General features: G+C 48.9%; 18 protein-coding genes. 16 read left to right on the plus strand and 2 right to left on the minus strand.

Annotated features, from left to right (window positions below):
* Positions 1–36 precede the first annotated feature (36 nt).
* From ABEQ74_RS09075 to ABEQ74_RS09115, 9 genes are all read left to right on the plus strand, one after another.
* Positions 37–966, plus strand: coding sequence for an ABC transporter permease (locus ABEQ74_RS09075; protein ID WP_053490863.1), 930 nt, complete (start codon positions 37–39; stop codon positions 964–966).
* A 20-nt stretch (positions 967–986) separates the two neighbouring features.
* Complete coding sequence (locus ABEQ74_RS09080; protein WP_430121631.1) at positions 987–1,934, plus strand: carbohydrate ABC transporter permease; 948 nt, start codon at positions 987–989, stop codon at positions 1,932–1,934.
* Between the two features lie 117 nt (positions 1,935–2,051).
* On the plus strand, positions 2,052–3,575 hold the full coding sequence (locus ABEQ74_RS09085) for an ABC transporter substrate-binding protein (protein ID WP_430121633.1): 1,524 nt from the start codon (positions 2,052–2,054) through the stop codon (positions 3,573–3,575).
* 129 nt (positions 3,576–3,704) lie between these two features.
* Positions 3,705–6,485, plus strand: coding sequence for an endo-beta-N-acetylglucosaminidase (locus ABEQ74_RS09090; RefSeq protein ID WP_430121635.1), 2,781 nt, complete (start codon positions 3,705–3,707; stop codon positions 6,483–6,485).
* 166 nt (positions 6,486–6,651) lie between these two features.
* Entirely contained in the window at positions 6,652–7,182 is a 531-nt protein-coding gene (locus ABEQ74_RS09095; protein ID WP_430121637.1) for a DinB family protein, read from the plus strand.
* A 370-nt stretch (positions 7,183–7,552) separates the two neighbouring features.
* Positions 7,553–8,362: an SDR family NAD(P)-dependent oxidoreductase gene (locus tag ABEQ74_RS09100; RefSeq protein ID WP_430121639.1), complete on the plus strand. Its 810-nt coding sequence runs from the start codon at positions 7,553–7,555 to the stop codon at positions 8,360–8,362.
* Between the two features lie 48 nt (positions 8,363–8,410).
* A complete protein-coding gene (locus ABEQ74_RS09105; protein WP_430121641.1) occupies positions 8,411–9,673 on the plus strand; it encodes an MFS transporter in 1,263 nt (420 codons plus the stop codon).
* 143 nt (positions 9,674–9,816) lie between these two features.
* Positions 9,817–10,551, plus strand: coding sequence for an SDR family NAD(P)-dependent oxidoreductase (locus ABEQ74_RS09110; RefSeq protein ID WP_430121643.1), 735 nt, complete (start codon positions 9,817–9,819; stop codon positions 10,549–10,551).
* A gap of 70 nt (positions 10,552–10,621) precedes the next feature.
* The gene (locus ABEQ74_RS09115) at positions 10,622–11,074 is read left to right on the plus strand and encodes a MarR family winged helix-turn-helix transcriptional regulator (RefSeq protein ID WP_430121645.1); all 453 of its coding nucleotides are present in this window, start codon (positions 10,622–10,624) and stop codon (positions 11,072–11,074) included.
* Between the two features lie 152 nt (positions 11,075–11,226).
* Here ABEQ74_RS09115 and ABEQ74_RS09120 read toward each other — a convergent pair whose 3' ends face one another.
* On the minus strand, positions 11,227–12,396 hold the full coding sequence (locus tag ABEQ74_RS09120; RefSeq protein ID WP_430121647.1) for an ROK family transcriptional regulator: 1,170 nt from the start codon (positions 12,394–12,396) through the stop codon (positions 11,227–11,229).
* 208 nt (positions 12,397–12,604) lie between these two features.
* Between ABEQ74_RS09120 and uxaC the strand changes: the two genes are divergently transcribed.
* Genes uxaC through gndA form a run of 3 tightly spaced genes read left to right on the plus strand, consistent with a single transcriptional unit; the run spans position 12,605 to position 17,306 of the window.
* Positions 12,605–14,011, plus strand: coding sequence for a glucuronate isomerase (uxaC, locus tag ABEQ74_RS09125; RefSeq protein ID WP_430121649.1), 1,407 nt, complete (start codon positions 12,605–12,607; stop codon positions 14,009–14,011).
* Between the two features lie 49 nt (positions 14,012–14,060).
* Positions 14,061–15,860, plus strand: a complete 1,800-nt coding sequence (uidA, locus tag ABEQ74_RS09130) for a beta-glucuronidase (protein ID WP_430121651.1) — start codon at positions 14,061–14,063, stop codon at positions 15,858–15,860.
* Positions 15,861–15,893: 33 nt separating this feature from the next.
* Positions 15,894–17,306 (plus strand): NADP-dependent phosphogluconate dehydrogenase, encoded by a 1,413-nt coding sequence (gndA, locus tag ABEQ74_RS09135; RefSeq protein ID WP_430121653.1) that lies wholly within the window; start codon positions 15,894–15,896, stop codon positions 17,304–17,306.
* 103 nt (positions 17,307–17,409) lie between these two features.
* On the opposite strand, the gene ABEQ74_RS09140 is transcribed toward gndA, so the two are convergent.
* A complete protein-coding gene (locus tag ABEQ74_RS09140) occupies positions 17,410–18,573 on the minus strand; it encodes an ROK family protein (protein ID WP_430121655.1) in 1,164 nt (387 codons plus the stop codon).
* A 234-nt stretch (positions 18,574–18,807) separates the two neighbouring features.
* Between ABEQ74_RS09140 and ABEQ74_RS09145 the strand changes: the two genes are divergently transcribed.
* The 4 genes from ABEQ74_RS09145 to ABEQ74_RS09160 all read left to right on the plus strand — a co-directional run bounded on the left by ABEQ74_RS09145 (position 18,808) and on the right by ABEQ74_RS09160 (position 23,248).
* Positions 18,808–20,076, plus strand: a complete 1,269-nt coding sequence (locus tag ABEQ74_RS09145) for a lactate racemase domain-containing protein (RefSeq protein WP_430121657.1) — start codon at positions 18,808–18,810, stop codon at positions 20,074–20,076.
* A gap of 24 nt (positions 20,077–20,100) precedes the next feature.
* A complete protein-coding gene (locus ABEQ74_RS09150; protein ID WP_430121659.1) occupies positions 20,101–20,871 on the plus strand; it encodes an SDR family oxidoreductase in 771 nt (256 codons plus the stop codon).
* A gap of 28 nt (positions 20,872–20,899) precedes the next feature.
* Entirely contained in the window at positions 20,900–21,703 is an 804-nt protein-coding gene (larE, locus tag ABEQ74_RS09155; protein ID WP_430121661.1) for an ATP-dependent sacrificial sulfur transferase LarE, read from the plus strand.
* A 72-nt stretch (positions 21,704–21,775) separates the two neighbouring features.
* The gene (locus tag ABEQ74_RS09160; RefSeq protein WP_430121663.1) at positions 21,776–23,248 is read left to right on the plus strand and encodes a gluconokinase; all 1,473 of its coding nucleotides are present in this window, start codon (positions 21,776–21,778) and stop codon (positions 23,246–23,248) included.
* The last annotated feature ends 21 nt before the right edge of the window (positions 23,249–23,269 follow it).

Below are 23,269 nucleotides of genomic sequence, written 5' to 3' on the forward strand. Positions count from 1 at the left end.
ATCACTCGGATTTAACAGGAAAGAGGAGGAATGTTCATGTCGGGGTTCATCAAAAAGGTGATACGCAACAGGTTTATGCTGCTGATGATACTGCCGGGAACCATTTGGTTTCTTATTTTTGCTTACTTGCCCATGTTCGGTACCGTTCTCGCTTTTAAGGATTTTCGCATCAGCCCGGACGGATTTTTTGCCAGCGTGTTCAATAGCGAATGGGTAGGATTTAAAAACTTCGAGTATCTGTTTACGACCAATGATGCTTATATCATTACGAGAAATACAATCCTATACAACCTGGCCTTTATTATTCTGGGCCTAGTCATTGCGGTCGGCTTTGCGATTATGCTCAGCGAGCTCGTCAACAAGCGGACGGCCAAAGTATATCAAACCGGCATGTTTTTGCCGCATTTTTTGTCGTGGGTTATTATCAGTTATTTTGCGTTCACCTTCCTCAGTGTGGACAAAGGAACGCTGAATCAGATCATTACCTATTTCGGAGGAGATCCGATCAGCTGGTATTCCGAAGCGAAGTATTGGCCCTTCATTCTCGTTTTTGTCGGCATCTGGAAAGGCGTGGGCTACAACAGCGTTATTTACCTGGCCGCGATTACCGGGATCGACAAGTCTTATTATGAAGCGGCTGTTATTGATGGAGCCAGCAAGTGGAAGCAGGTGCGGTACATTACAATTCCGCTCTTGAAGCCACTTATGATTATATTGACGATCCTGGCGATCGGGGGCATCTTCCGCTCCGACTTCGGATTGTTCTATCAGCTTCCGAAGGATTCCGGCGCCTTGTATCCGGTCACGAACGTTATCGATACCTTCGTTTACCGTGGACTCATCAATATGGGAGATATCGGAATGAGTACGGCGGCGGGCTTGTACCAATCGCTTGTAGGCTTGATTCTGATTCTCGTTGCCAACTATATCGTTCGTAAAATTGAAAAAGATCATGCGATTTTCTAATCCGAGGGAGGTGTTTCATCATGTCGCAGCTATCAACGCAGCCTGCCGGCAAGCCGGCAAAGCGTTCAAGAAAGAGAGACTATAATGCCATCTCCCCTGTGTGGAATACGATTTTTAATATCGTGATCGGCCTTTTCTCGTTCTCTTGTATTTTTCCGTTCCTATTTGTTATTATTATTTCCCTGACCGACGAGCAGACACTGGTCTTGGAGGGCTTTAGGCTTCTCCCGAGCCAGTTCAGCACGCAGGCCTATGAATATATATTTGAAACCGGAAGCAAGCTGTTCTCCTCATTCGGCTTAACGCTCCTGGTCACGGTGCTGGGAACGCTGGTGAGTCTGGCACTGGTTACGACCTATGCCTATGCATTGTCTCGCCGAAATTTCGAATTTAGAGGGTTCTTCAGCTTTCTGGCCTTCTTCACCATGCTGTTCTCGGGCGGTATGGTACCGGGGTATATCGTGATGACCCAGTTCCTGCATCTGCAGAATACGATCTGGGCGCTCATCTTCCCGTTATCTCTGAGTGCGTTCTCCATCATCGTGATGAGGACTTTTTTCCAAACGACGATTCCGGACGAAATTATCGAGTCTGCGAAAATAGATGGAGCCGGCGAATTCCTGACCTTTGCCCGCATCGTGCTGCCAGTCTCGCTGCCGGGGATTGCCACTATCGGCTTGTTCAGCTCTTTGGGTTACTGGAACGACTGGTTCAACGCCTTGCTGTATTATAACAATCCGCAGTCGACGCCTCCGCTGCAGTTTATGCTGATGCAGATCGAGAAGAACATGGACTTCCTGACGCAGAATGCGCAGAATATCGGTGGATTCGATGCAGCAGCCGGTCTGCCGACAGAGACGGTAAGAATGGCAATGGTCGTACTCGCTACGCTGCCGATTGTCATGGCATATCCGTTCTTCCAGCGGTATTTCGTTCAGGGCCTGACCGTAGGCTCAGTCAAAGGATAATTTCATATGGTTGAACCCGCATTAACACACGGCCGGAGAAATCCGGCTTTAATGCAACAGGTGTGTAAGCGGTCTCAATATAGCATTACCAACAAAAGTGATACAGGGGGAAAACACATGTTTAAGAAAAAAGTTTCGGTATTGTCCCTTGCGCTCGTGCTTATGCTGTCAGTGGTACTGTCGGCCTGTGGCGGCAGCAAAGAAGCCAATAAGCCGAATGAACCTGCGAAGGAAGCGGAGGCTGTGCAAAGCGACGGTACGATTGATGCTTCCAAGCTGGATCCGGTTAAGCTCAAGATGTACATGATCGGGCCTAACCAGAAGGATCTTCCTAAGGTTCAAGAGGAAATCAATAAATATCTGACAGAAAAAATCAACGCTACGCTTGAGATCAATATGATCGACTGGGGCGATTACAGCCAGCGGATGCAGGTTATTACCAGCTCCGGTGAGAACTACGATATTGCCTTCACAAGCTCATGGGCATTCGACTATCTGCCAAATGCGGCTAAAGGCGCGTTTAAGCCGCTGAATGAATTGCTGGATCAGTATGGAAAAGGCATTCAGGAAGTGCTTGATCCTCGTTTCCTGGAAGGAACGAAGGTTAACGGCGTGAACTATGGTATCCCTGCCAACAAGGAGCTGGCACAGCAGTTTGTGTGGCGCTTCAACAAGAAGTACCTGGATAAGTACAACCTGGATATCTCCAATGTAACAACGCTTGAAGATCTGGAGCCACTTCTGAAAACGATCAAAGAGAATGAGTCTGCAGATATTACGCCACTTGCCGTACCAAAGGGCTTTAAACCGTACATGCCGTTCGATTATCCGCTTGGCGATGAAATTCCAATCGGGATGTACCTCGATACAGAAGACTTTAAATTTGTGAATTTGCTGGATTCGCCTGAACTGAAATCTGCTCTGACTACCATGCGTAAATACTACAAAGCAGGTTATGTGCGTGAGGATGTTGCTACACTGGACGGCATTGATAACATCAAGACGGGCAAATGGCTTGTAGACCGCGAAATTACACAGCCATACGCTGAACTGGGCTGGTCCAGAAACGCCGGCTATGACATCGTGACAAGACCGATGCATGATCCCGTTATTTACACCAGCTCCGCGGCTGGTTCGATGATGGCAATTTCCTCCTATTCCAAAAATCCGGAGCGGGCGATGATGTTCCTGAACCTGCTGAACACGGATGCGAAACTACGGAATATGATCCAATATGGTCTGGAAGGAACTCATTATAAGAAGCTTGAGGACCCGTACATTGAAGATATGCCTGCCATGCAGGAGAACTATGCAATGCCTGGATTTGCACTCGGCAATATGTTCCTGACATACCTTCATGAAGACGAGCCTAAGGACAAGTGGGAAGCATTCGAGAAGTTTAACAGCTCCGCCGTGGTAGCCCCTACGTTCGGCTTTAACTTCGACACAGCTCCTGTGAAAACAGAAGTTGCAGCTATCACGAACGTCGCGAAGGAATTTATTCCTGCGCTGTATACAGGCTCCGTTGATCCTGAAGAATACTTGCCAAAAGCAAAACAAAAGTTCCAGGATGCTGGAATTGATAGAGTCATCGCTGAAGCTCAAAAGCAATTTGATGAGTGGAAAGCACAGAACAAGTAAGGCATAAGAAGTGGTTGAAAGAGTAGAAACGGCTGAATTATCACGGCCGTTTCTCTCTATTTAATATGTTTCTTTGTGGAAAAGATTAGCATCGCAATACGAATTCATCATCTTAGGAGGTTTTTTCCGATGAAAAGAATCAAACCGGATTATGTCATGAAAGCTAAGTGGAGACGCAGAATGACGGTATGGATGAGCACAGCCTTGCTAGCTGCATCCCTGACGGGTCTTGCAGGTGAAGCCGAAGCAGCCCAGCCTCACTCGTCCTATTGGTACCCGAACAGCTTGCTGGAATGGTCGCCGTCCAAGGATCAGGATGCACGCTTTAATCAGGGAACCGTGAAGCTGGAATCCAAGCGTGTCCAGGGCAGCAAGGTCAACAGCCATGCCAAGGAGGAAGTGAAGGTTCTATCAATTGCTTCCATGTATCCAAGCACCAGCGGAGCTCCTTCCCAAGGCTCTGAGAAGTTCCATACGTATACCTTCAGTAACTGGCAGTATATCGACAAGCTGGTAATGTGGGGTGGCTCAGCAGGTGAAGGATTGATTGTTCCGCCAAGCGCCGATGTCATTGATGCGGCTCACAAGAATGGCGTTCCTGTTTTTGGAACCGTTTTCTTACCGCAAACGGAGCATGGCGGCAAGATAGAGTGGCTGCATGATCTGCTGCGACAGCGGGAGGATGGGTCCTTCCCGGTTGCTGACAAGCTGATTGAGGTTGCTACATACTACGGATTTGATGGCTGGTTCATCAATCAGGAGACCCAGGGCGGAACTCCGGAGGATGCCGCCAAGATGGCTGAATTCTTAACGTATCTTCAGCAGAAGAAAGCACCGGGCATGGAGGTGATCTGGTACGACTCCATGATCAAGGAAGGACCTGTGAAATGGCAGGGGGCTTTGACGGATCAGAACAAGATGTTCTTCCAGCAGGGAAATCAGCGGGTGTCTGATAATATGTTTATCGATTTCCGCTGGCAGTTTAAAGACGAGAAGAACGGAAAATACGATTATATTACCCCATTCCTGAACTCCCCGGCGAAGGCAGCGGAGCTTGGCCGCAGCCCGTATGATCTGTATGCCGGAATTGATGTGGAGGCAAACGGCTACAACAGCAAGTTCAATTGGCCGGTACTGTTCCCGGAAGGTGAGAAAGCAACGACTTCACTTGGCATTTACCGTCCTGACTGGGCGTTCAACAGCTCTGAGACACATGAGGAATACATGAAGAAGGAGCAGATCTTCTGGGCGGGACCCGCCATGAACCCGGCGAATACCTCCCAGCCTGAAGGAGCCGATCCGCTCGCCTGGAGAGGGATTGCCCATGATGTCGTTGCCAAAACGGTGCTGACCGGTTCCGAGTTTGTTACTCACTTCAATACAGGGAATGGCCATATGTTTGCAGTAGATGGCAAAGAGATGCGAAGCAGCGATTGGAGCAACCGAAGTCTGCAGGATATTTTGCCGACCTGGCGCTGGATCACGGAAACCAACGGTAAGGGGGAAGCCCTTAAACCTGGCTTTGATTTCAGTAAATCATTCTACGGGGGCAGCTCGCTTCAGGTAGCAGGTCCTGTTAGCAAAGGCTCTTCTACTCATGTGAAGCTGTATAAGGCGAGTATTCCGGTAGAAGCGACGACAGAAGTATCGCTTGTTTATATGGACAATGCGAAGAATGCCAAGGTGAAGATCGGTTTGGCCTTCGCTGATGCGCCGGATGAATATGTGCTCTTCGAGCCGACCAACTGGACTCAGGCAGGTACGAACAAGGATTGGAAGCAGGGCAGTGTCAGACTGAACAAGTTCAAAGGTCGTACGATTACGGGAATTTCGCTTCAGTTCGAATCCGCGGCGGATATGACGAATTACCAAGCTAACATCGGCAAGCTGGCCGTTACACAGGTGAATGATAAGGCGAAGAAGCCGCACCAGGTGACCGATCTGCGGGTTATAGACAACGACTTCCGTGACGGGATCTATGGAGATGCACGTTTGTCGTGGGAGGCACCGAAACAGGCTGAAGACGTGATGTATTACCAGGTGTACCGGGTGCATCCGGACGGCAAATATGACTTGATGGGTATGACGGGAAATACCGTATATTATGTGCCAGAAATGAAGCGGCTGCAAAAAGAGCAGTCCACCAAACTAGTGGTGATTCCGGTGAACCGCCATTACGAGCAAGGCAAGGCGTCGTCGATCCGCTTCGACTGGCCGGAATATCCAAAACCGACTGCAGCCTTCCAGGCGGACAAAACCTTGATTGCGCCAGGGGAAACGGTTCGATTTACCGATCTTTCTTCGGAGGTGACGGAGTCCTGGAACTGGAGCTTCCCGGGCGGACAGCCTGCGTCCAGCACGGAGCAGCATCCAAAAGTGACGTATGCCGAGGAAGGAACGTATGAGGTGACGCTTACTGCCAAGAATAGCGTAGGCGAGGACAAGGTACAGAAGAAGCTTATCACGGTTACACGGGAAGCGGAGAACGGCGTCGGCAATCTGGCCCTGGGCAAGGAGGCATCGGCATCCAGCTTCGTGAACGAAAAGGAATCTCCTCCATTTGCGGTAGACGGTAATGTCGCTACCAAATGGTGTGCGGTCGGAGACGGGCCTCACTCGCTCACGGTAGACCTCGGAGCTGAGCACAAGATCAGCGAATTCGTGATTAAGCATGCGGAAGCGGGAGGCGAGCCAGCTGCGTTTAATACGCGGGCATTCTCCATTCAGGTCAGCATGGACGGCAAGGAATGGAAGGATGCGGTATCGGTTAAAGACAATACGAAAGCAGTCAGCAGCCATGCTATCGAGCTTACCTCCGCGAGGTATGTGCGTCTGCAAGTAGAGAAGGCGACGCAAGGCGGCGATACGGCAGCCCGAATTTATGATTTTGAAGTGCTGGGCTTGAAATAATATGAATGAATACTAGAGCGTTTCCTCTTAGGGGGAGCGCTCTTTTTTAGGCTTCCCGCCAAGTTTAGCGAATAACCTATTGAACGATCTGTTAGCTGTGATTATGATGAATTTATGAACCATAGGGATGAGAGAAACCTATAACCAAGGGGGAGGGAATGCCAGGATGCTGTACGATTTACGAGGGGAAGCGAACATGTCACCGACTGTAGGCATGCTATATTCGGCTGTTAAGGAGAATTACGAGCGGTTGCGGTCTATCACAACAGGCATGTCGCAGGCAGAAGTGGACTACAAGGGTCCTACCAGCCATTTTAACAGTACCGCTCAATTAATCAGACATATTATGTATGTGGACCTAAACTGGGTGTACAGGATCAAGGGAGAGCCGCTACCACGTTCTTTCATAGAGCAGTATGGACCCATGATTGATGAACATAACAGGCTGCCGATGGTTGAGGGAGTGTCGCTCGACACACTGACGTCTAACTATGAAGATGTGATGAGCATGCTGCAGGATGTTTGTTCCCAATTGACCGATGCCGATCTGGAGCGAGTCGTCACATTTGGCCATCAGAACGAGAAACAAGCCAGCATACGCTGGGGAATATGGCATATGGCTGACCACAGCCGCTATCATCAGGCTCATATCAACTTGCTAAGAAAATGGTATAGCGAAAGCTCCCGCGCACTTTAGGAGAGGCAACAATTATCCTTATCGACGTCATGAATCCATATGAAAAAGGTTCCCACTACGGATCATGGGAACCTTTTTTGTATCTTTTTGGAAGAGGAAACATGGACTTAGGTGGTCCCCCTGACCCCGTTAACACCAATTACAGGAAGTGTTTACGGAAGAAAGTGGGTATATCGGAGACTCGCAAATCCATTTTGCCTAAAAAGTTAGTGAAATTTAGCACATGTCATACTTGTTGTCAAGCAACTATCGCAATATTTTCGTTGCAATTGTGTCTATTTCTTGATAATATTTAGAACTGTAATATTTAGAAGACTAAATATTAAGTATATTACTCATTATAGAGTGCAGGAAGAAAGGAGCCTGAAAAATGGCAAGAATGAATAATAAGGTAGCGCTGATCACGGGAGGCGCTTCAGGTATAGGCTTATCCTCAGCCCAATTAATGGCTAAAGAAGGAGCAAAAGTGGTTATCGCTGACTTCAATGTCGAAGGGGCAAAGGAAGCGGCAGAGAACATTAAAGCTCAAGGCGGCGAGGCAGCAGTCGTATTCGTGGATGCCGGTAACGGAGATTCCATCAAGGAAGCCGTTGAATTCACCGTCAAGGAGTATGGCAAAATCACGACACTGTTTAACAATGTCGGTTTGACCAATCTCAAGAAGGACCTCGACGTAGTCAATATGGACCTCGATGAGTGGGATCGTCTCATGAATATCAATCTGAAGAGCGTATTGCTCGGCACGCGGTATGCAGTTCCTCATATGATCGAAGCAGGTGGCGGCTCTATTATCAACACGGCTTCTATGGCTGGCTTCGCTTCCGATGCCATCCGGGCAGCGTATGGGGCTTCTAAAGCCGGCGTGGTAAATCTTACAAGATATATCGCAACCCAATATGGAAAATATAATATTCGTTCTAACGCAGTCGCTCCGGGATTGATCCTGACACCAGCGGCTAAGAATAACATGCCCAATGAGGTGCTGGACTTATTCGCGAAATACAATGCACTGCCATACCATGGTGAACCGGAAGATATCGGTTATACGGTTCTGTTCCTGGCTTCCGATGAATCCCGGTTTATTACTGGACAGACGATCAAGGTTGAGGGTGGTCACTATATCGCCAACCCGACCGTTCCTGAGTTTGAGCAATTTTCTAAGATGGCACAAGGAAAATAACTTCTAACGATTCAAACATATATTACTAGAATGGGAAGTGAAGTAAGTATGGGCCACAAAAAAGGGGGAATCCACTACGCTTGGTGGATTTTGCTGGGGCTTTGTATCATGGTTGGGTTAGGTAAAGCGGGTCTGAATAACTCGGTAGGTCTTTTCTTGAAACCCGTTTCCACTGACCTCGGAGTAGGACTTGGCAGCCTTTCTCTTTATGTTAGTATTTCCGCTATCATTACGATGTTCTTCCTACCAATTGGCGGTAAATTAATGGCGAAGTATGATACGCGTATGGTATTGGTTACTGCCATTGTTCTGCAGGCTGGTGCTTTTGCCTTGTTTGGCTTGATGAATTCGGTATGGGGCTGGTATATTCTCGCGGTTCCGCTTGCTGTGGGCGGTGTCTTCATTACCGTGCTGGCAGGTCCAGTACTCATCAATCAGTGGTTTAAGAAAAGCAAAGGCTTGGCGCTTGGGATCATGGGAGCTGCCGGGGGTGCGCTGGGTGTTGTTGTGCAGCCGGTTGTTGGTACCCTGATCGCTACTTCCGGTTGGAGAAACGCCTATATTTTTGTCGGTGTTGCGGTTCTCGTGATTGTTGTCCCGATCGTGCTTCTCCTGATCAGAAAGTCTCCTGCAGAGAAGCAAACGCTTCCTTACGGATCGGAGGATACAAGTGAAGCGGCGATGGCTGCCGCTGCGGCGGATAATAAAGGAGTAACTTTATCAGCTGCGAAGAAATCATCATCTTTCTATTTATTGATAACATTCTTCTTCATGATCACTTCCATCGCAAGCTTTGCTATGCACATTCCGACGTATCTGATGGACAAGGGATTCGATGTGACCTTTGCAGGTAATGTAATGGCTACGAATATGGTCGGTGTATTGATCGGTTCTCTGGTTATCGGTTATGCGAGCGACAAAATCGGCAGCAAAAATACGGCGCTGATTGTTATGGTTTTGGGCATTATATCCATCGCTATGATGCTGTTCTCAGGGTCAAGTACGATCATCATTTCGATCGCTGTGGGACTATTCGGCTTTGTTACTTCCGCTATCGGAACCTTGGGACCTGCTCTTACTTCGAGCTTGTTCGGCAATAAGGAATACAGCCAAATCTATTCCATAGCTTCGCTCGGCTTGGCGATTTCATCCATCGTTGCCATACCGGCTTACGGTTATGTGTTTGACCTCACAGGAAGCTACACGACTGCTCTGTATGCGATCATTATTATGCTCATCATTAATATCATCTGTATTGGCTATGCTTTTATCGGGAAGAAGAAGATGGAGCAAGCAGGTCTGTGGAATTAAGAGAGCATTTTACATTCGTACTATGTTTTAGGAACTAACCGATTACTTGATATCAACTGCAGCCGCGGTTGCGGATGACGAATGTACCCGCTCACCGTTTTGGTGATGGCAGTTGAAATATATAAACGTCAGGAGCATTTGACATGGGAAAATTAGATAATAAAGTAGCGATCATTACAGGCGGAGCCTCAGGCATCGGTGAAGGAATGGTTGATCTGTTTGCCAAGGAAGGCGCCATCGTTATTGCTGCGGACATCAATGAAGCAGCGCTGGAGAAAGCAAGCCAGAAAGAAAATGTCCACGGCATGAAATTGAATGTAGCTTCCGATGAGGACTGGCAGGCACTGGCCAAAGAAGTGAACGAGCGTTTTGGCAAGATCGATATCTTGGTTAACAACGCAGGCATCTCTTCAGAGAAGCCATACGCAGAAATCAATGCTGAGGATTGGCAGAAAATGCTCGCTATCAACGGTTTTGGTCCTTTTGCCGGCGTGAAGCATATCGCTCCTTACATGGCTGCTCAAAAGAAAGGCTCGATCGTTAATATTTCTTCCTACACAGCTATGATCGGACAAGGCTTCAACCATTACTCTGCATCCAAGGGTGCGGTAAGAGCAATGTCTAAAGCGGCAGCTACGACCTTTGGCCGTCAAGGCGTTCGGGTAAATGCCCTGTTCCCGGGGATCATTGAAACTCCGATGACTCAAGCACTTAGCACCTCGAAGGAACTGCTGGGTCAATTGATTCAGGCAACACCTTTGCAGCGTTTGGGTAAACCTGAAGATATCGCTCAAGCGGCATTGTTCCTGGCTTCGGATGACTCTTCTTATATTACAGGCGCAGAATTGGTTATCGATGGTGGATTCTCAGCTCAATAGGGTGTAGAATGACGACAGCTCTTATTTTTATTAGGGCTGTCGTTTATTATACCAAGGAGGTACAGGTATTATGGAGGAACAGACGATATTCGAGCTCATACATGATATGGATCAATTCACGAACCAGTTGATTATACAGTGGAACAGAACGTTTAATGAAGACCTGGGTGTGTCCCATGTCCTGGTGTTAGGTCATCTGAGTGTTAATGGAAAGAGCCGGCCATCGGATATTGCAAGAAGACTAGGGCTGTCCCCCCCAACGCTCAGTTACTTATCGGAGAAGCTGGTGAAGCGGAAGCTGGCTGTAAGATTGTTCGATGAGTCGGACCGGCGGATTGTGTATTTGGATATTACCAGTAATGGACTTGCCATTCTGAAGAGAGCCATGGAGGAAGGGGTAAGGCTCCGCCGAGAATTGCTCGGGACATTAACAGAGGAAGACCGGGCGCAATTAGCCAAAATATATCGAAAGCTGAATACTGAAAATTTGACGCTCAGCTCCGGTTTAAGGCAAACGGAATAACGGCTTTCCTGGCGGAAGCCGTTATTATACATTTTATGGATTGGCAGTGGCAAAAACGCCTTTACCGCCAGCCAAAACTGCAGATAATGCGGAGCATTCGCTAGTTAAGCAAGGCTTTACATAAAGAAGATGACCTCTATTGTCACTAGAGGTCATCTTTTTTCTTCGTAAGGTAGATTGAGCATAGGTACATCCAGAAAGTGAGTGATGGCTAGAGCACACGCTCCGAGCACGCATGACTTTTTCCCAATCGTTGATAAGGTTAGCTGGCGATAATGGCTGATCTGGGAATGAAGGTTCTGGTGAATTTTCTGTAAGGCATCCGGGTACATACGTAGCAGTTCACTGTCAACGACCACAACATCAGGATTATTGATATTGATCAAGTTATTCAATCCGATCGACAGATAGTAGATGAACTGTTCCATCACTTCATGCACATCGACATCCTTCTCGTTTAGCCATTGGCGGACCTGTTCATAGGTAATATTACGGATATTCTTTCTTTCGGACAAGCTTTCGAATACGCTGGTTTCAGAGGCATATCTCTCCCAGCAGCCTTTATTACCACAGTTACAGGGCTTGCCGCCGGGAACTACGATCATATGACCAATCTCCCCTGCGAACCCATCGTGACCGCGGAAAAACTTGTTATTCATGATCATCCCTAGGCCAATGCCGGAATAGAGGGTGGCGCAGAGCAGATTATCCGTCTCGTGATGAATAAATACCCTTTCTGCAAAAGCGCTGAGATTGGCATTATTCTCAAGGTGAACTTCGGTTCCAAGAGCCTCTTCCAGATCGGATTTCAAATTCGTGTTTACCCACTGAAAGCGGGGGACGTATTGAATGGTTTGCTCATTAGACACCAGACCGTGGATGGCGATCACAATGCCAACAATGCCATATCGACTGTTCGAGAATTCCTCTTGGTACCTCGTAATATATTGAATGAGTTGCTTCAAAATGTCTGCATAGTCATGGGTATGTAACTCGATCGTTTCCGAGGATATCGGCTGGCCTAGCAAATTGGAGAGCGTGAACGAAATTTGTGAGAAATCAAGATCTATACCAAGAGCGTATCCGGCCTGACCGTTCAGGGAGAGCATGATCGGCTTTCGGCCGACGGAATTATGCTCGAGCTGGGTTTCGATGACGAGCTCTTCTTCCAGCAGATCAGCGACCTGAGAGGAAATCGTCGCTCTGGTTAGGGCCGTAATCTTTGATAGATCGGCTCTGGATATCATTCCCTCTTTGAGAATCTCTCTAATGATTAAAGAGCGATTGATTTTTTTGATATATGAGGCGTCACCGGTTATCATCAATACCCTCCAAAGTAGCAAATATAGTAACACGTTTCATTATATCATTATCTCATCATAAAGACGTGTTATACGGGTAGAAACTCGTGAATTGACAAAACGAAATGAAATTGATAAGTTACATATATAATTAATTTGTTCAATAAACAAATTAAAAGTGTAAATGCTTACATTGAAGTAAACTTATCATGCGAAAGGAGCGTGTGGAATGAGAAAATTTATGGATCACGACTTCCTGTTGAGTACCGATACGGCTATCCGTTTGTATGAGAATGTGGCGGAGCAGCTGCCGATCTTCGACTTTCATTGCCATCTCGATCCAAAGGAAGTGTGGGATAATAAACCGTACCGGAATATTACGGAGCTATGGCTAGGCGGAGACCATTATAAATGGCGTGCCATGCGGATGCACGGTATAGGCGAGGAATATATTACGGGCGATGCGGATGATTGGGATAAATTCAGAGCTTGGGCTGACACGGTGCAGCATCTGATCGGCAATCCTCTATATCACTGGACGCATCTGGAATTAAAGAATGTATTCGGCATCGAAAAGATACTCGGTCCAGATACAGCGCGCGAAATATGGGACGAATGCAATGAGAAGCTTAAGGAGCCTGACTGCCTGCCCCGGTCGTTGATTGAAAGAGCACGTGTCCAATTCATCGGCACAACCGATGATCCCTTGTCTACGCTGGAATATCATCAGCTCTTGAGCAGCGACGATTCCTTCTCTACGATCATAGCCCCGACATTCCGGCCTGATGGAGCTCTTTTCATTGAACGGCCTGCGTTTGCAAGCTGGATCGAGAAGCTCGGTGACGTATCCGGACGGCGGGTGGATTCGCTTGATGCTTTCCTGCAGGCATTGAGAAGCAGAGTGGATTATTTCCATGAGAACGGCGGCCGTGCTTCTGATCATGACATCCAAAGCATGGAGTATATCCAATCGACCCGGGCCGAGATCATGGCTATTTTTAATAAGAGAATGCAGGGTGAGGAATTAAGCCATAGAGAAATTGCAGCGTACCGCTCGTTCATGCTCAAGGAGCTGGGCAAAATGTATGCCGACAAGCAGTGGGTCATGCAGCTGCATATGGGTGCACTCCGCAACAATAACACGAAGATGAAGAATCGGATCGGCGCGGATACCGGATTTGATTCCGTTGGCGAGACGAATCTGGCCGAAGGGTTGTCCCGTTTTCTTGATGACCTGGATCAGGAGAATGCACTGCCAAGAACCGTTTTGTTTAACTTAAATCCGAAAGATAATGCAGTTCTCGCGGGCATGATGGGGAATTTCTACGAGGAAGGCATCCCGGGTAAGATTCAGTTTGGCTCAGGCTGGTGGTTTAACGACCATATCGATGGCATGGAGAAGCAGATGCGGGATTTGGCAAACGTTGGTTTACTCAGCCACTTCATCGGTATGCTCACCGATTCGCGGAGCTTCCTGTCCTATGCGCGGCATGAATATTTCCGGCGGATCCTATGCAATATGCTGGGCGATTGGGCAGAGAATGGCCTTGTGCCCCGCGATATGAAGCTTTTGGAGCAGATGGTCCGCAATATCGGATACGACAATGCTCAGGAATACTTTTTAAGCCGGCCTTGAGTAAAAAAGGTTGATTTCATATCACATATGAACAGGGGACGATTATTCAATGCTATATCCAATCGTAACATCCACTCGCAGTATCCTTGATTTGAATGGAATTTGGAATTTTAAGCTGGACCCAGGAACCGGATTACAGGAGCAATGGCAGCAAGCTCCACTAACTGAAACCATGTCGATGCCTGTTCCAGCTTCCTATAACGATATCGGCGTGCTTGCCAAAGTCCGTGATCACATCGGCTGGGTATGGTATGAAAGAGAAGTGGTCGTTCCGGAGCTGCTCAAGTCCGAGCGTGTAGTCCTGAGATTCGGTTCAGCTACTCATGTAGCCAAAGTGTACATTAACGGGGAGTTTGTCATGGAGCATAAGGGCGGATTTCTTCCTTTTGAAGCTGACATTAACCATTACTTGAAGCAAGGCAAGAATCGTCTGACCGTAGCTGTAAACAACATCATTGATCATTCAACGCTGCCGGTGGGGAACTACTCCGAGAAGGAAGTGCCAGGGCTAGGGAAACAGGTGCGCAACGACCCGAATTTTGACTTTTTCAATTATGCGGGACTCATGCGTCCGGTCAAAATCTACACCACGCCGCAAGCTTATATTCAAGATGTTGAAATCGTGACAGAAACTGAAGGCGAGACGGGGCATGTTACATATGCGGTCAAGGCATCGGCAAACTCGGATATCAGAGTTCATGTGATTGACGAAGCGGGAGAGACCGTGGCTTCAGCAGACGGGGCAGAAGGGAAACTGACGCTCTCGAATGTAAAGCTGTGGGAGCCTTTGAATGCCTATTTATATACACTCCAGATCGAGCTGCTACAGGATGGACATACAATTGACGTGTATGATCAGCCAATTGGTGTCAGAACAGTTGAGGTGAAGGACGGCCAGTTCCTGATTAACAACAAGCCGTTTTATTTCAAAGGATTCGGCAAGCATGAGGATACAGCGATCCATGGCCGTGGTTTCGATGAAGCTGCCAACGTGCTGGATTTCAATCTGATGAAATGGATCGGGGCCAACTCCTTCCGCACGGCTCATTATCCATACTCGGAAGAGCTGATGCGCCTTGCAGACCGTGAGGGATTCGTGATCATTGACGAGGTGCCAGCTGTAGGGCTTCATTTGAACTTTATGATGATGTTCGCGGGCGGTGCTGAGAAAAGACAAACGTGGAAGGAAATCCAAACTTTCGAGCATCATCAGGATGTGATCAAGGAACTCATCGCCCGGGATAAAAACCATCCATCTGTTGTGATGTGGAACGTGGCCAATGAGCCTGCTTCGGAAGAAGAGGGAGCCTATGAGTATTTCCAACCGCTGATTGAACTGATCAGACAGCAGGATCCGCAGAAGCGCCCTGTCACACTGGTTACACATCTGGGATCTACGCCGGATCAAGACAAAATCGCGGAGCTGATTGATGTGTTGGCCCTGAACCGTTATTACGGTTGGTATGTGGACGGAGGCGATCTGGAAGCGGCCAAAGTGAAGCTTCGCGCTGAATTAAACGGTTGGCTCAAACGCTGTCCTGGCAAACCGATCATGGTCACTGAGTACGGCGCAGATACCGTAGCCGGCCTTCATGATGTTGAGCCTGTGATGTTCACCGAGGAGTATCAGGTTGAATTCTATAAGGCTAACCATGAGGTGTTTGATGAATTTGATCATTTCGTTGGTGAGCAAGTATGGAATTTTGCCGACTTCGCAACCAGTCAGGGAATTATTCGTGTGCAAGGCAATAAGAAGGGGATTTTCACCCGCGAGCGCAAGCCGAAGTATATCGCTCATGAGCTGCGCAAACGGTGGACGGGAATTCCAGACTACCATTATAAAAAATAGACGGTAGTTAAAACTTATGGGGGAGTGGTAGACATGAGCAAACAGCAAATCGGTGTGATCGGCTTGGCCGTGATGGGAAAGAATCTGGCTCTGAATATTGAAAGTCGCGGGTACTCCGTGGCTGTATTCAACCGTTCTTATGAGAAAACAGCTGACTTCCTGGACAACGAGGGACAAGGTAAACAGTTTGTCGGCGCTAAAACGATCGAGGAGTTCGTTCATGCTTTGGAGAAGCCTCGCAAAATTTTACTCATGGTCAAAGCCGGGACGGCAACCGACATGACGATCCAATCGTTAAAGCCCTATTTGGAGCAGGGGGATATTCTGATCGACGGCGGCAATACATTCTTTCAGGACACCATCCGGCGCAACCGTGAGCTTGAAACGGCAGGCTTCCATTTCATTGGAACGGGAGTGTCCGGCGGGGAAGAAGGCGCACTGAAGGGTCCATCCATTATGCCAGGAGGGCATGAAGAGGCTTATGAGCTGGTTAAGCCAATCCTGGAAGCCATCTCCGCCAAGGTGGATGGTGATCCTTGCTGCACCTATATCGGCCCCAGCGGTGCCGGCCATTATGTGAAGATGGTCCATAACGGAATCGAATACGGCGATATGCAGCTGATCTCTGAGGCATATTTTATCCTCAAGAATCTTCTGCATGTAAGCGCGGAGGAGCTGAGCACCATATTCGCTAAATGGAATCAAGGTGAGCTGGACAGCTACCTGATCGAGATTACCGCGGATATCTTCGCGAAGGTGGATGAAGACACAGGCAAGCCGCTGGTGGATCTAATTCTGGATACGGCAGGGCAGAAGGGCACAGGTAAATGGACGAGTCAGAATGCCCTGGACTTGGGCGTATCACTGCCAATCATTACGGAGTCGGTATTCGCGCGCTTCATCTCGGCCATGAAGGAAGAGCGGGTGAAGGCGAGTAAAATTCTCAGCGGTCCACCGCAGAAAACTTACGAAGGCAATAGGGAAGAGCTTATCGAAGCGGTGCGCAAAGCGCTGTATATGAGCAAGATTTGTTCCTATGCGCAAGGATTCGCCCAGATGCGTGCGGCTTCTGAAGAATATGACTGGAACTTGCGCTACGGTGACATCGCCATGATCTTCCGCGGCGGCTGCATCATTCGCGCCCAATTCCTGCAGAAGATCAAAGACGCTTACGACCGGGATGCGGGACTTGAGAATTTGCTTCTTGATCCTTATTTCAAGGGTATTGTGGAAAGCTATCAGTCTGCCCTTCGGGACGTTCTGGCAATTGCGATTCAGCATGGGATACCGGTTCCTTCCTTCTCAAGCGCCATCGCTTACTATGACAGCTATCGTTCGGAGGTTTTGCCTGCCAACCTGCTGCAAGCGCAGCGTGATTACTTTGGCGCGCATACGTACGAGCGCGTGGATAAAGAGGGCATCTTCCACACTCAATGGATGAAGTAACATTGTCATTCCTAATGTAAAAAATGGCCGGACATCATCGTAACTGATCATGATGTCCGGCCATTTGCTGTTTAAGGCGATATGCGGCGGGGAGATATGATGCTTATTTCCGAACGGCCGTAAAATTGAGGCGGGGGGTGCCCCAGAATTGCTGAATAACATAAGCGCAAGCGCCCATGACGCATGCCTGGTTCCCAAGCTCCGATATCAACAGCTCGTGCGGATTGCTTATGGTAGAACGAAGTCGTGATCTTAAATCCTGGGCCGCATTGGAATGCAGCCGCAGCAGCTCGCTGTTAAGGATCGTGATCTCAGGGTTGCATAGATTAATGACGTTGTTGAGGCCGATCGCAATATCATCGTAATATTGGTCCATCAGGCGACAAGTAACGGGATCGGAGTCCTGCATCCAGCCTTTGATGTTTTCATAGCTGATATTGGATCTGTGCTTGGTGGCGGATAACTGCTCCATGAAGCTGCCTTCGGAGGCATACTGTTCCCAGCAGCCCTTGTTGCCGCAGCTGCACGGCCTTCCTTCGGGTTGTATAATCATATGCCCGATTTCCCCAGCGAAACCATGATATCCGGTGAGGGTTTCGGTATTTACACGAAGGCCAAGGCCAATGCCCGAGCCTAAATGGATCGACAGCAAATGGTTGCTGCGGGGATGGCCGTAGACCGATTCGGCAAATGCGCACAGATTGGCATTATTCTTGAGATGAATACGAAGGCCGGTCTGATTTTGCAGATCTTGCTGCAGATGACGGCCCTGATCGATCGGAGGCTGTGCGAACGCGACCTGACCCTGATGATCAACCAAACCATGGATGCCTATGGTGACACCGATTAATCCATGAGGAGCTTGATCATATTCCCCTTGATAATGGCGTATATATTGAGTCAGCAGCCGCACGATGTCGTGATAATCCATGGTCGCAAGGCCCACCGACTCCGTGTGGATCGGCTTTCCTAATAAATCGGTAATCATGAACGCAGCGTGATTCCGATCCAAATCGATGCCTAAAGCGTAACCCGCGTCCGGGTTGATGGATAGCGAGATGGGTCTTCTACCCAGCAGATTATGTTCCTGGGTCGTTTCAAGGAGGAGCGCTTGCTCCAGCAGCTCCCCCGTTTGAACGGTTATGGTCGATTTGTTGAGACCGGTCACTTTTGCTATTTCGGCTCTGGATATTTCACCATGCTCCATGATGCTGCTGATAATGAGCGCCTGGTTCATTTTTTTGATATGAGCATTGTCTTTGGCCATGCGTATTCTCCTTCTTCTACATGTCGTCCATTTCCATTAATGAAGCAGGATTACGTGCCTGGAAATCTTGACGAGTGCCTTATGGAATGATATTATACACTTAATTAGTTTGTTTGGTAAACAAATTAAAGTGAGCGAGAGAACAAATTCATGGATTTAATAGACCATCAACCTATAAACATAACTGGAGAGAATCGAAAAACCCGTAATCTAACCTAAAGGAGCGAATCAAGTATGGGAATTTTGCAGGAGCTGCTAAGGGATATTCCAATTCCGAAGATGGCCAGGGTGAAAGTGCACTTTGACAATCATCAGATCGAAGACCTTGGAAGCGAGCTCTGGGCCAAGCTGCAGCAGGAGCATATCCGGCAAACGGTGAAGCCTGGCATGCAGATCGCGGTTGCGGTTGGCAGCAGAGGGCTGGATCGTATCGTCGAACTGACGGCCGTCACGGTCAAAGCCTTGAAGGAAGCCGGGGCAGAGCCGTTCATTGTACCGAGCATGGGAAGCCATGGGGGTGCTACTGCGGAGGGGCAGCGTGAGGTGCTGGCGCATCTTGGCGTGACGGAAGAGAGCGTCGGCTGTGAAATTCGATCCTCGATGGAAGTGGTTCAACTAGGCGAATTGCCAAATGGTCTCCCCGTTTACCTGGACCGGTACGCGGCAGCGGCTGACGGCATTATCGTCATCAATCGGGTGAAACCGCATACGGCTTTTAGAGGGCCAGTTGAAAGCGGCATCATGAAGATGATCAGCATCGGGCTTGGCAAGCAAAAAGGGGCGGAAGCCTGTCATCAGCTCGGTTTTAAATATATGGCGGAGAATGTTCCGGCTATGGCCAAATTGATCATGCAGCAGAAGCCCGTACTCTTCGGCGTTGCCACTGTCGAGAATGCATTTGACAAAGTCGCTGTCGTTGAAGTGCTCACGCCTGAGGAGATTATCGCCAAAGAGGCGGATCTGCAGAAGAAAGCCAAAGAGCTGCTGCCTAAGCTGTTTTTTGACCAGTTGGAGGTTCTTGTTGTTGATCAGATCGGCAAAAATATAAGCGGCGACGGCATGGACCCGAATATAACGGGCCGCTACCCAACGCCTTACGCCCACGGCGGGCCGGACGTAAACAAAATCGTTGTCCTGGATTTGACACCCCAAACCGAGGGCAATGCCAACGGCGTGGGAACGGCGGACTTTACAACACAGCGTCTGGTGGATAAGACGGATCTGGAAGTCACTTATGCCAATGGGCTGACCTCAACCGTCGTGGCGCCGACCAAAATCGCCACCACGCTGCCAAACGACCGCGAAGCCATTCAAGCGGCGATCAAGACGTGCAATGTTTTGGATTTTAACCAGGCCAAGCTGGTCCGGATCAAAAATACACTGGTGCTTGGCGAAATTGAAGTTTCAGAGGCATTATTCGACTACGTGAGGGAGCATCCTTCCATGGAATTATGTTCGGAGCCTTATGATTTTTCTTTTGACGAGCACGACAATCTAATCTGATATCTGACAAGGGAGAGTAAAGAGATGACAAACCTATTCGATTTAACAGGAAAAACAGCGGTTGCTATCGGAGGAAACAGTGTGCTGGGCTCTGCCATTGCTGAAGGTTTTGCTGAGCATGGAGCCAAAGTGGCGATCGTGGGGCGTAATCTGACCAAGGCGCAGGAGGTTGTTGACAGCATCCAGAGTGGTGGCGGTGAGGCCAAGGCTTTCCAGGCGGACGTGAGCTCCCGGGAATCCCTGCTGCAAGTTGCGGCTGAAATTGAAGCATGGTCTGGCGGTTGGGACATCGTTCTTAACGCGCCTGGCAAGAATAGCTCCACTCCGTTCTTCGAGCTGGGGATGGACGAGTGGGACGATATTATGGACGTCAATTTAAAGGGTATAGTTGTTACATGTCAAATATTTGCTAAACGGATGATTGAGCAGAAGCGTAAAGGAAGCATCATTAATATATCTTCCGTTTCTTCTACCACGCCATTGTCCAAAGTGTTCACATATTCCGTCTCCAAGGCCGGTCTGAACAGTGTTACTCAGTTCTTGGCCCGCGAGTTTGCTCCTGAAGGTATCCGGGTTAACGCCATCATACCGGGTTTCTTCCCGGCCGAACAAAACCAGAAGATACTAAGCCCGGATCGGATCGAATCCATTATGAAGCATACTCCGATGAACCGTTTTGGTACGCCAGAGGAACTGAAAGGCGCGGCTGTATTACTGGCTTCGGACCAAGCCTCCAGCTTTATGACCGGCTCGCTTCTGCGCGTGGACGGCGGCTTTGGAAGCATGACGATATAAGGATCCTAAATTGAAGGGGGAACAGACCTTGTTAAGCCAAAAATATGAACAATTACAGTCCATCCTTCGAGAAATGAAGTCCGTTGTTGTTGCATTTTCGGGAGGTGTTGACAGCACTTTCTTGTTAAAAGTAGCTGTCGATACGCTGGGGCCCGAGCATGTGCTTGCCGTTACAGCGGATTCCGAAACCTACCCCTCCACGGAGCTGGAAGAGGCCAAAAGCCTGGCTGAGCTGATCGGTGCAAGGCATCAGGTGATCGAAACGTCCGAGCTGGCCATTCCAGGGTATGCGGAAAATACACAGAATCGCTGTTATTTTTGCAAAAGCAGCCTGTTTGACCATTTAGTGCCCGTATTGCAGGAGCGATCCTTCAAGAATATTGTATACGGTGTCATCGCCGATGATATGAATGAGTTCCGTCCTGGCATGCAGGCGGCCAAGGAGCGGGGAATCCGCGGCCCGCTGCTGGAGGCGGAATTGTATAAAGAGGAGATTCGGGAGCTGTCCAAAGGTTTTGGGCTGCCTACCTGGAATAAGCCGTCCTTTGCCTGCCTGTCTTCACGAATCGCTTATGGAGAACGGATCACGAAGGAGAAGCTGACCAAGGTTGAAAGAGCAGAGGCTTATTTGAAGTCCCTCCACATCCGGCAGGTACGCGTGCGGACACATCAGGAAACGGCCAGAATTGAAGTGGAGCCGGGTGACATGCAGACTGTCCTGACCCATCATCATCAGATTGCAAGCAAGCTGCAGGAATTTGGATACAAGTACGTAACGCTGGATCTTACCGGTTATCAGAGCGGAAGCATGAACAAGGTGCTCTCCGTATAAATTTGCAGTGAAGAGCCGTTAACGAAGCAATGGCAGTTTACATGAAATGTGAAGCAGAAGAGGAAGATGAACATGTTAAGAGAGCTGGTCATTGGACTGGATATCGGTACGACAAGCGTAAAAGCCTGCGTCTTTAATATAGAAGGCCACATGATCGCAGAGACCGAGGAGATGATTGTCTCGGATTATCCGCATCAAGGCTGGGTGGAACAGAATCCTGCAGCCATTGAAAGATCGGCTGTACGGGTCGTCAGGGAAGTGATCCGCAAAGCGGATGTCCGCTCCGGCGAGTTGATCACGCTGGGTTTGTCGGCGGCGATGCATTCGCTTATCGTGCTGGATGAACAGGTAAGGCCATTGTCTCCAGCACTGATCTGGGCAGACAGTAGAAGTGCCGGGCAGGTCGATCAGTTGGATAAAAGTTTGAAGAGCGAAATATACGCACGGACCGGGACGCCGATTCATCCCATGACGCCTTTGATGAAGCTGTTATGGATGAAGGAAACGGACAATGAGCCTTACCGGAACGCTGCCTATTTCATGTCAATTAAGGAATATCTGATATATTGCTGGTTCGGTGAGCGTCTAATCGACTATTCCATGGCATCTGCAACTGGTTTGTTTAACCCGGTGAAATTGGCCTGGGAACCGGATTTGCTCGAGATGGCGGGGATTTCGGAACATCAACTGTCGACGATTGTAGCACCGACAACGGTGCTGACCGGGCTTAGTACGACGATTGCCGACGAGATGGGTTTACCGGACAGCATGTCTTTCGTGATTGGTGCGGCAGACGGCCAGCTGTCGAACTTGGGCATCGGCGCAATCTTGCCGGGAGAAGTAGCTGTATCGGTAGGAACGAGCGGAGCCATCAGACAATTCACGAGACATATCAAAGCAAGCGAGAACGAGGAAACCTTCTGTTATTCCTTTACGGAGGATACGGCCATTATCGGCGGTCCCACGAATAACGGCGGGATTGTAGTACAATGGGTAAAAGATTTGCTCGGCGATGATGGAGACTTTGGCGAATTTCTAAGCGCGGCAGATAGGGTGGAGCCAGGGGCAGAAGGCCTCCTGTTTCTTCCTTACGTGAACGGCGAACGGGCGCCGCTGTGGAATCCAAGGGCCAGAGGGAACTTTTTTGGCATCAGTATAACGCATACCAAGGCGCACTTTATTCGTGCAGTTCTGGAGGGTATTACCTTCAACCTGTATCAAATAGGGAAGGCTCTGGAAGCCATAGCCGGTGAGCCGAAGAAAATCTATGTCAATGGCGGTCTGTCCCGGTCGACCTGCTGGCTGCAGATGATGGCGGATGTGTTCGGGGCGGAAGTCTGCGTTTCCGAGAATCATCATAGCGCTGCTTGGGGAGCGGCATGGACAGCATTGGTGGCTACTGGGAAGGTGGCCTCCTTCGAAGACATTAAACAGAACATCCCTTGGGGGGAGACGATTGTTCCGAATCCGGAGAATAGCAAGCGCTATCAGGAAATCTACAGCAAATATGAAGGCGTCGCCAAAACGATAACAGGACTATTTTAATTTCATTTTCAATACCAGATT

Origin of the sequence: Paenibacillus solani (genome assembly GCF_050475945.1) — a bacterium.
In the GTDB taxonomy this organism is placed as follows: Bacteria; Bacillota; Bacilli; order Paenibacillales; family Paenibacillaceae; genus Paenibacillus_AQ; species Paenibacillus_AQ solani_A.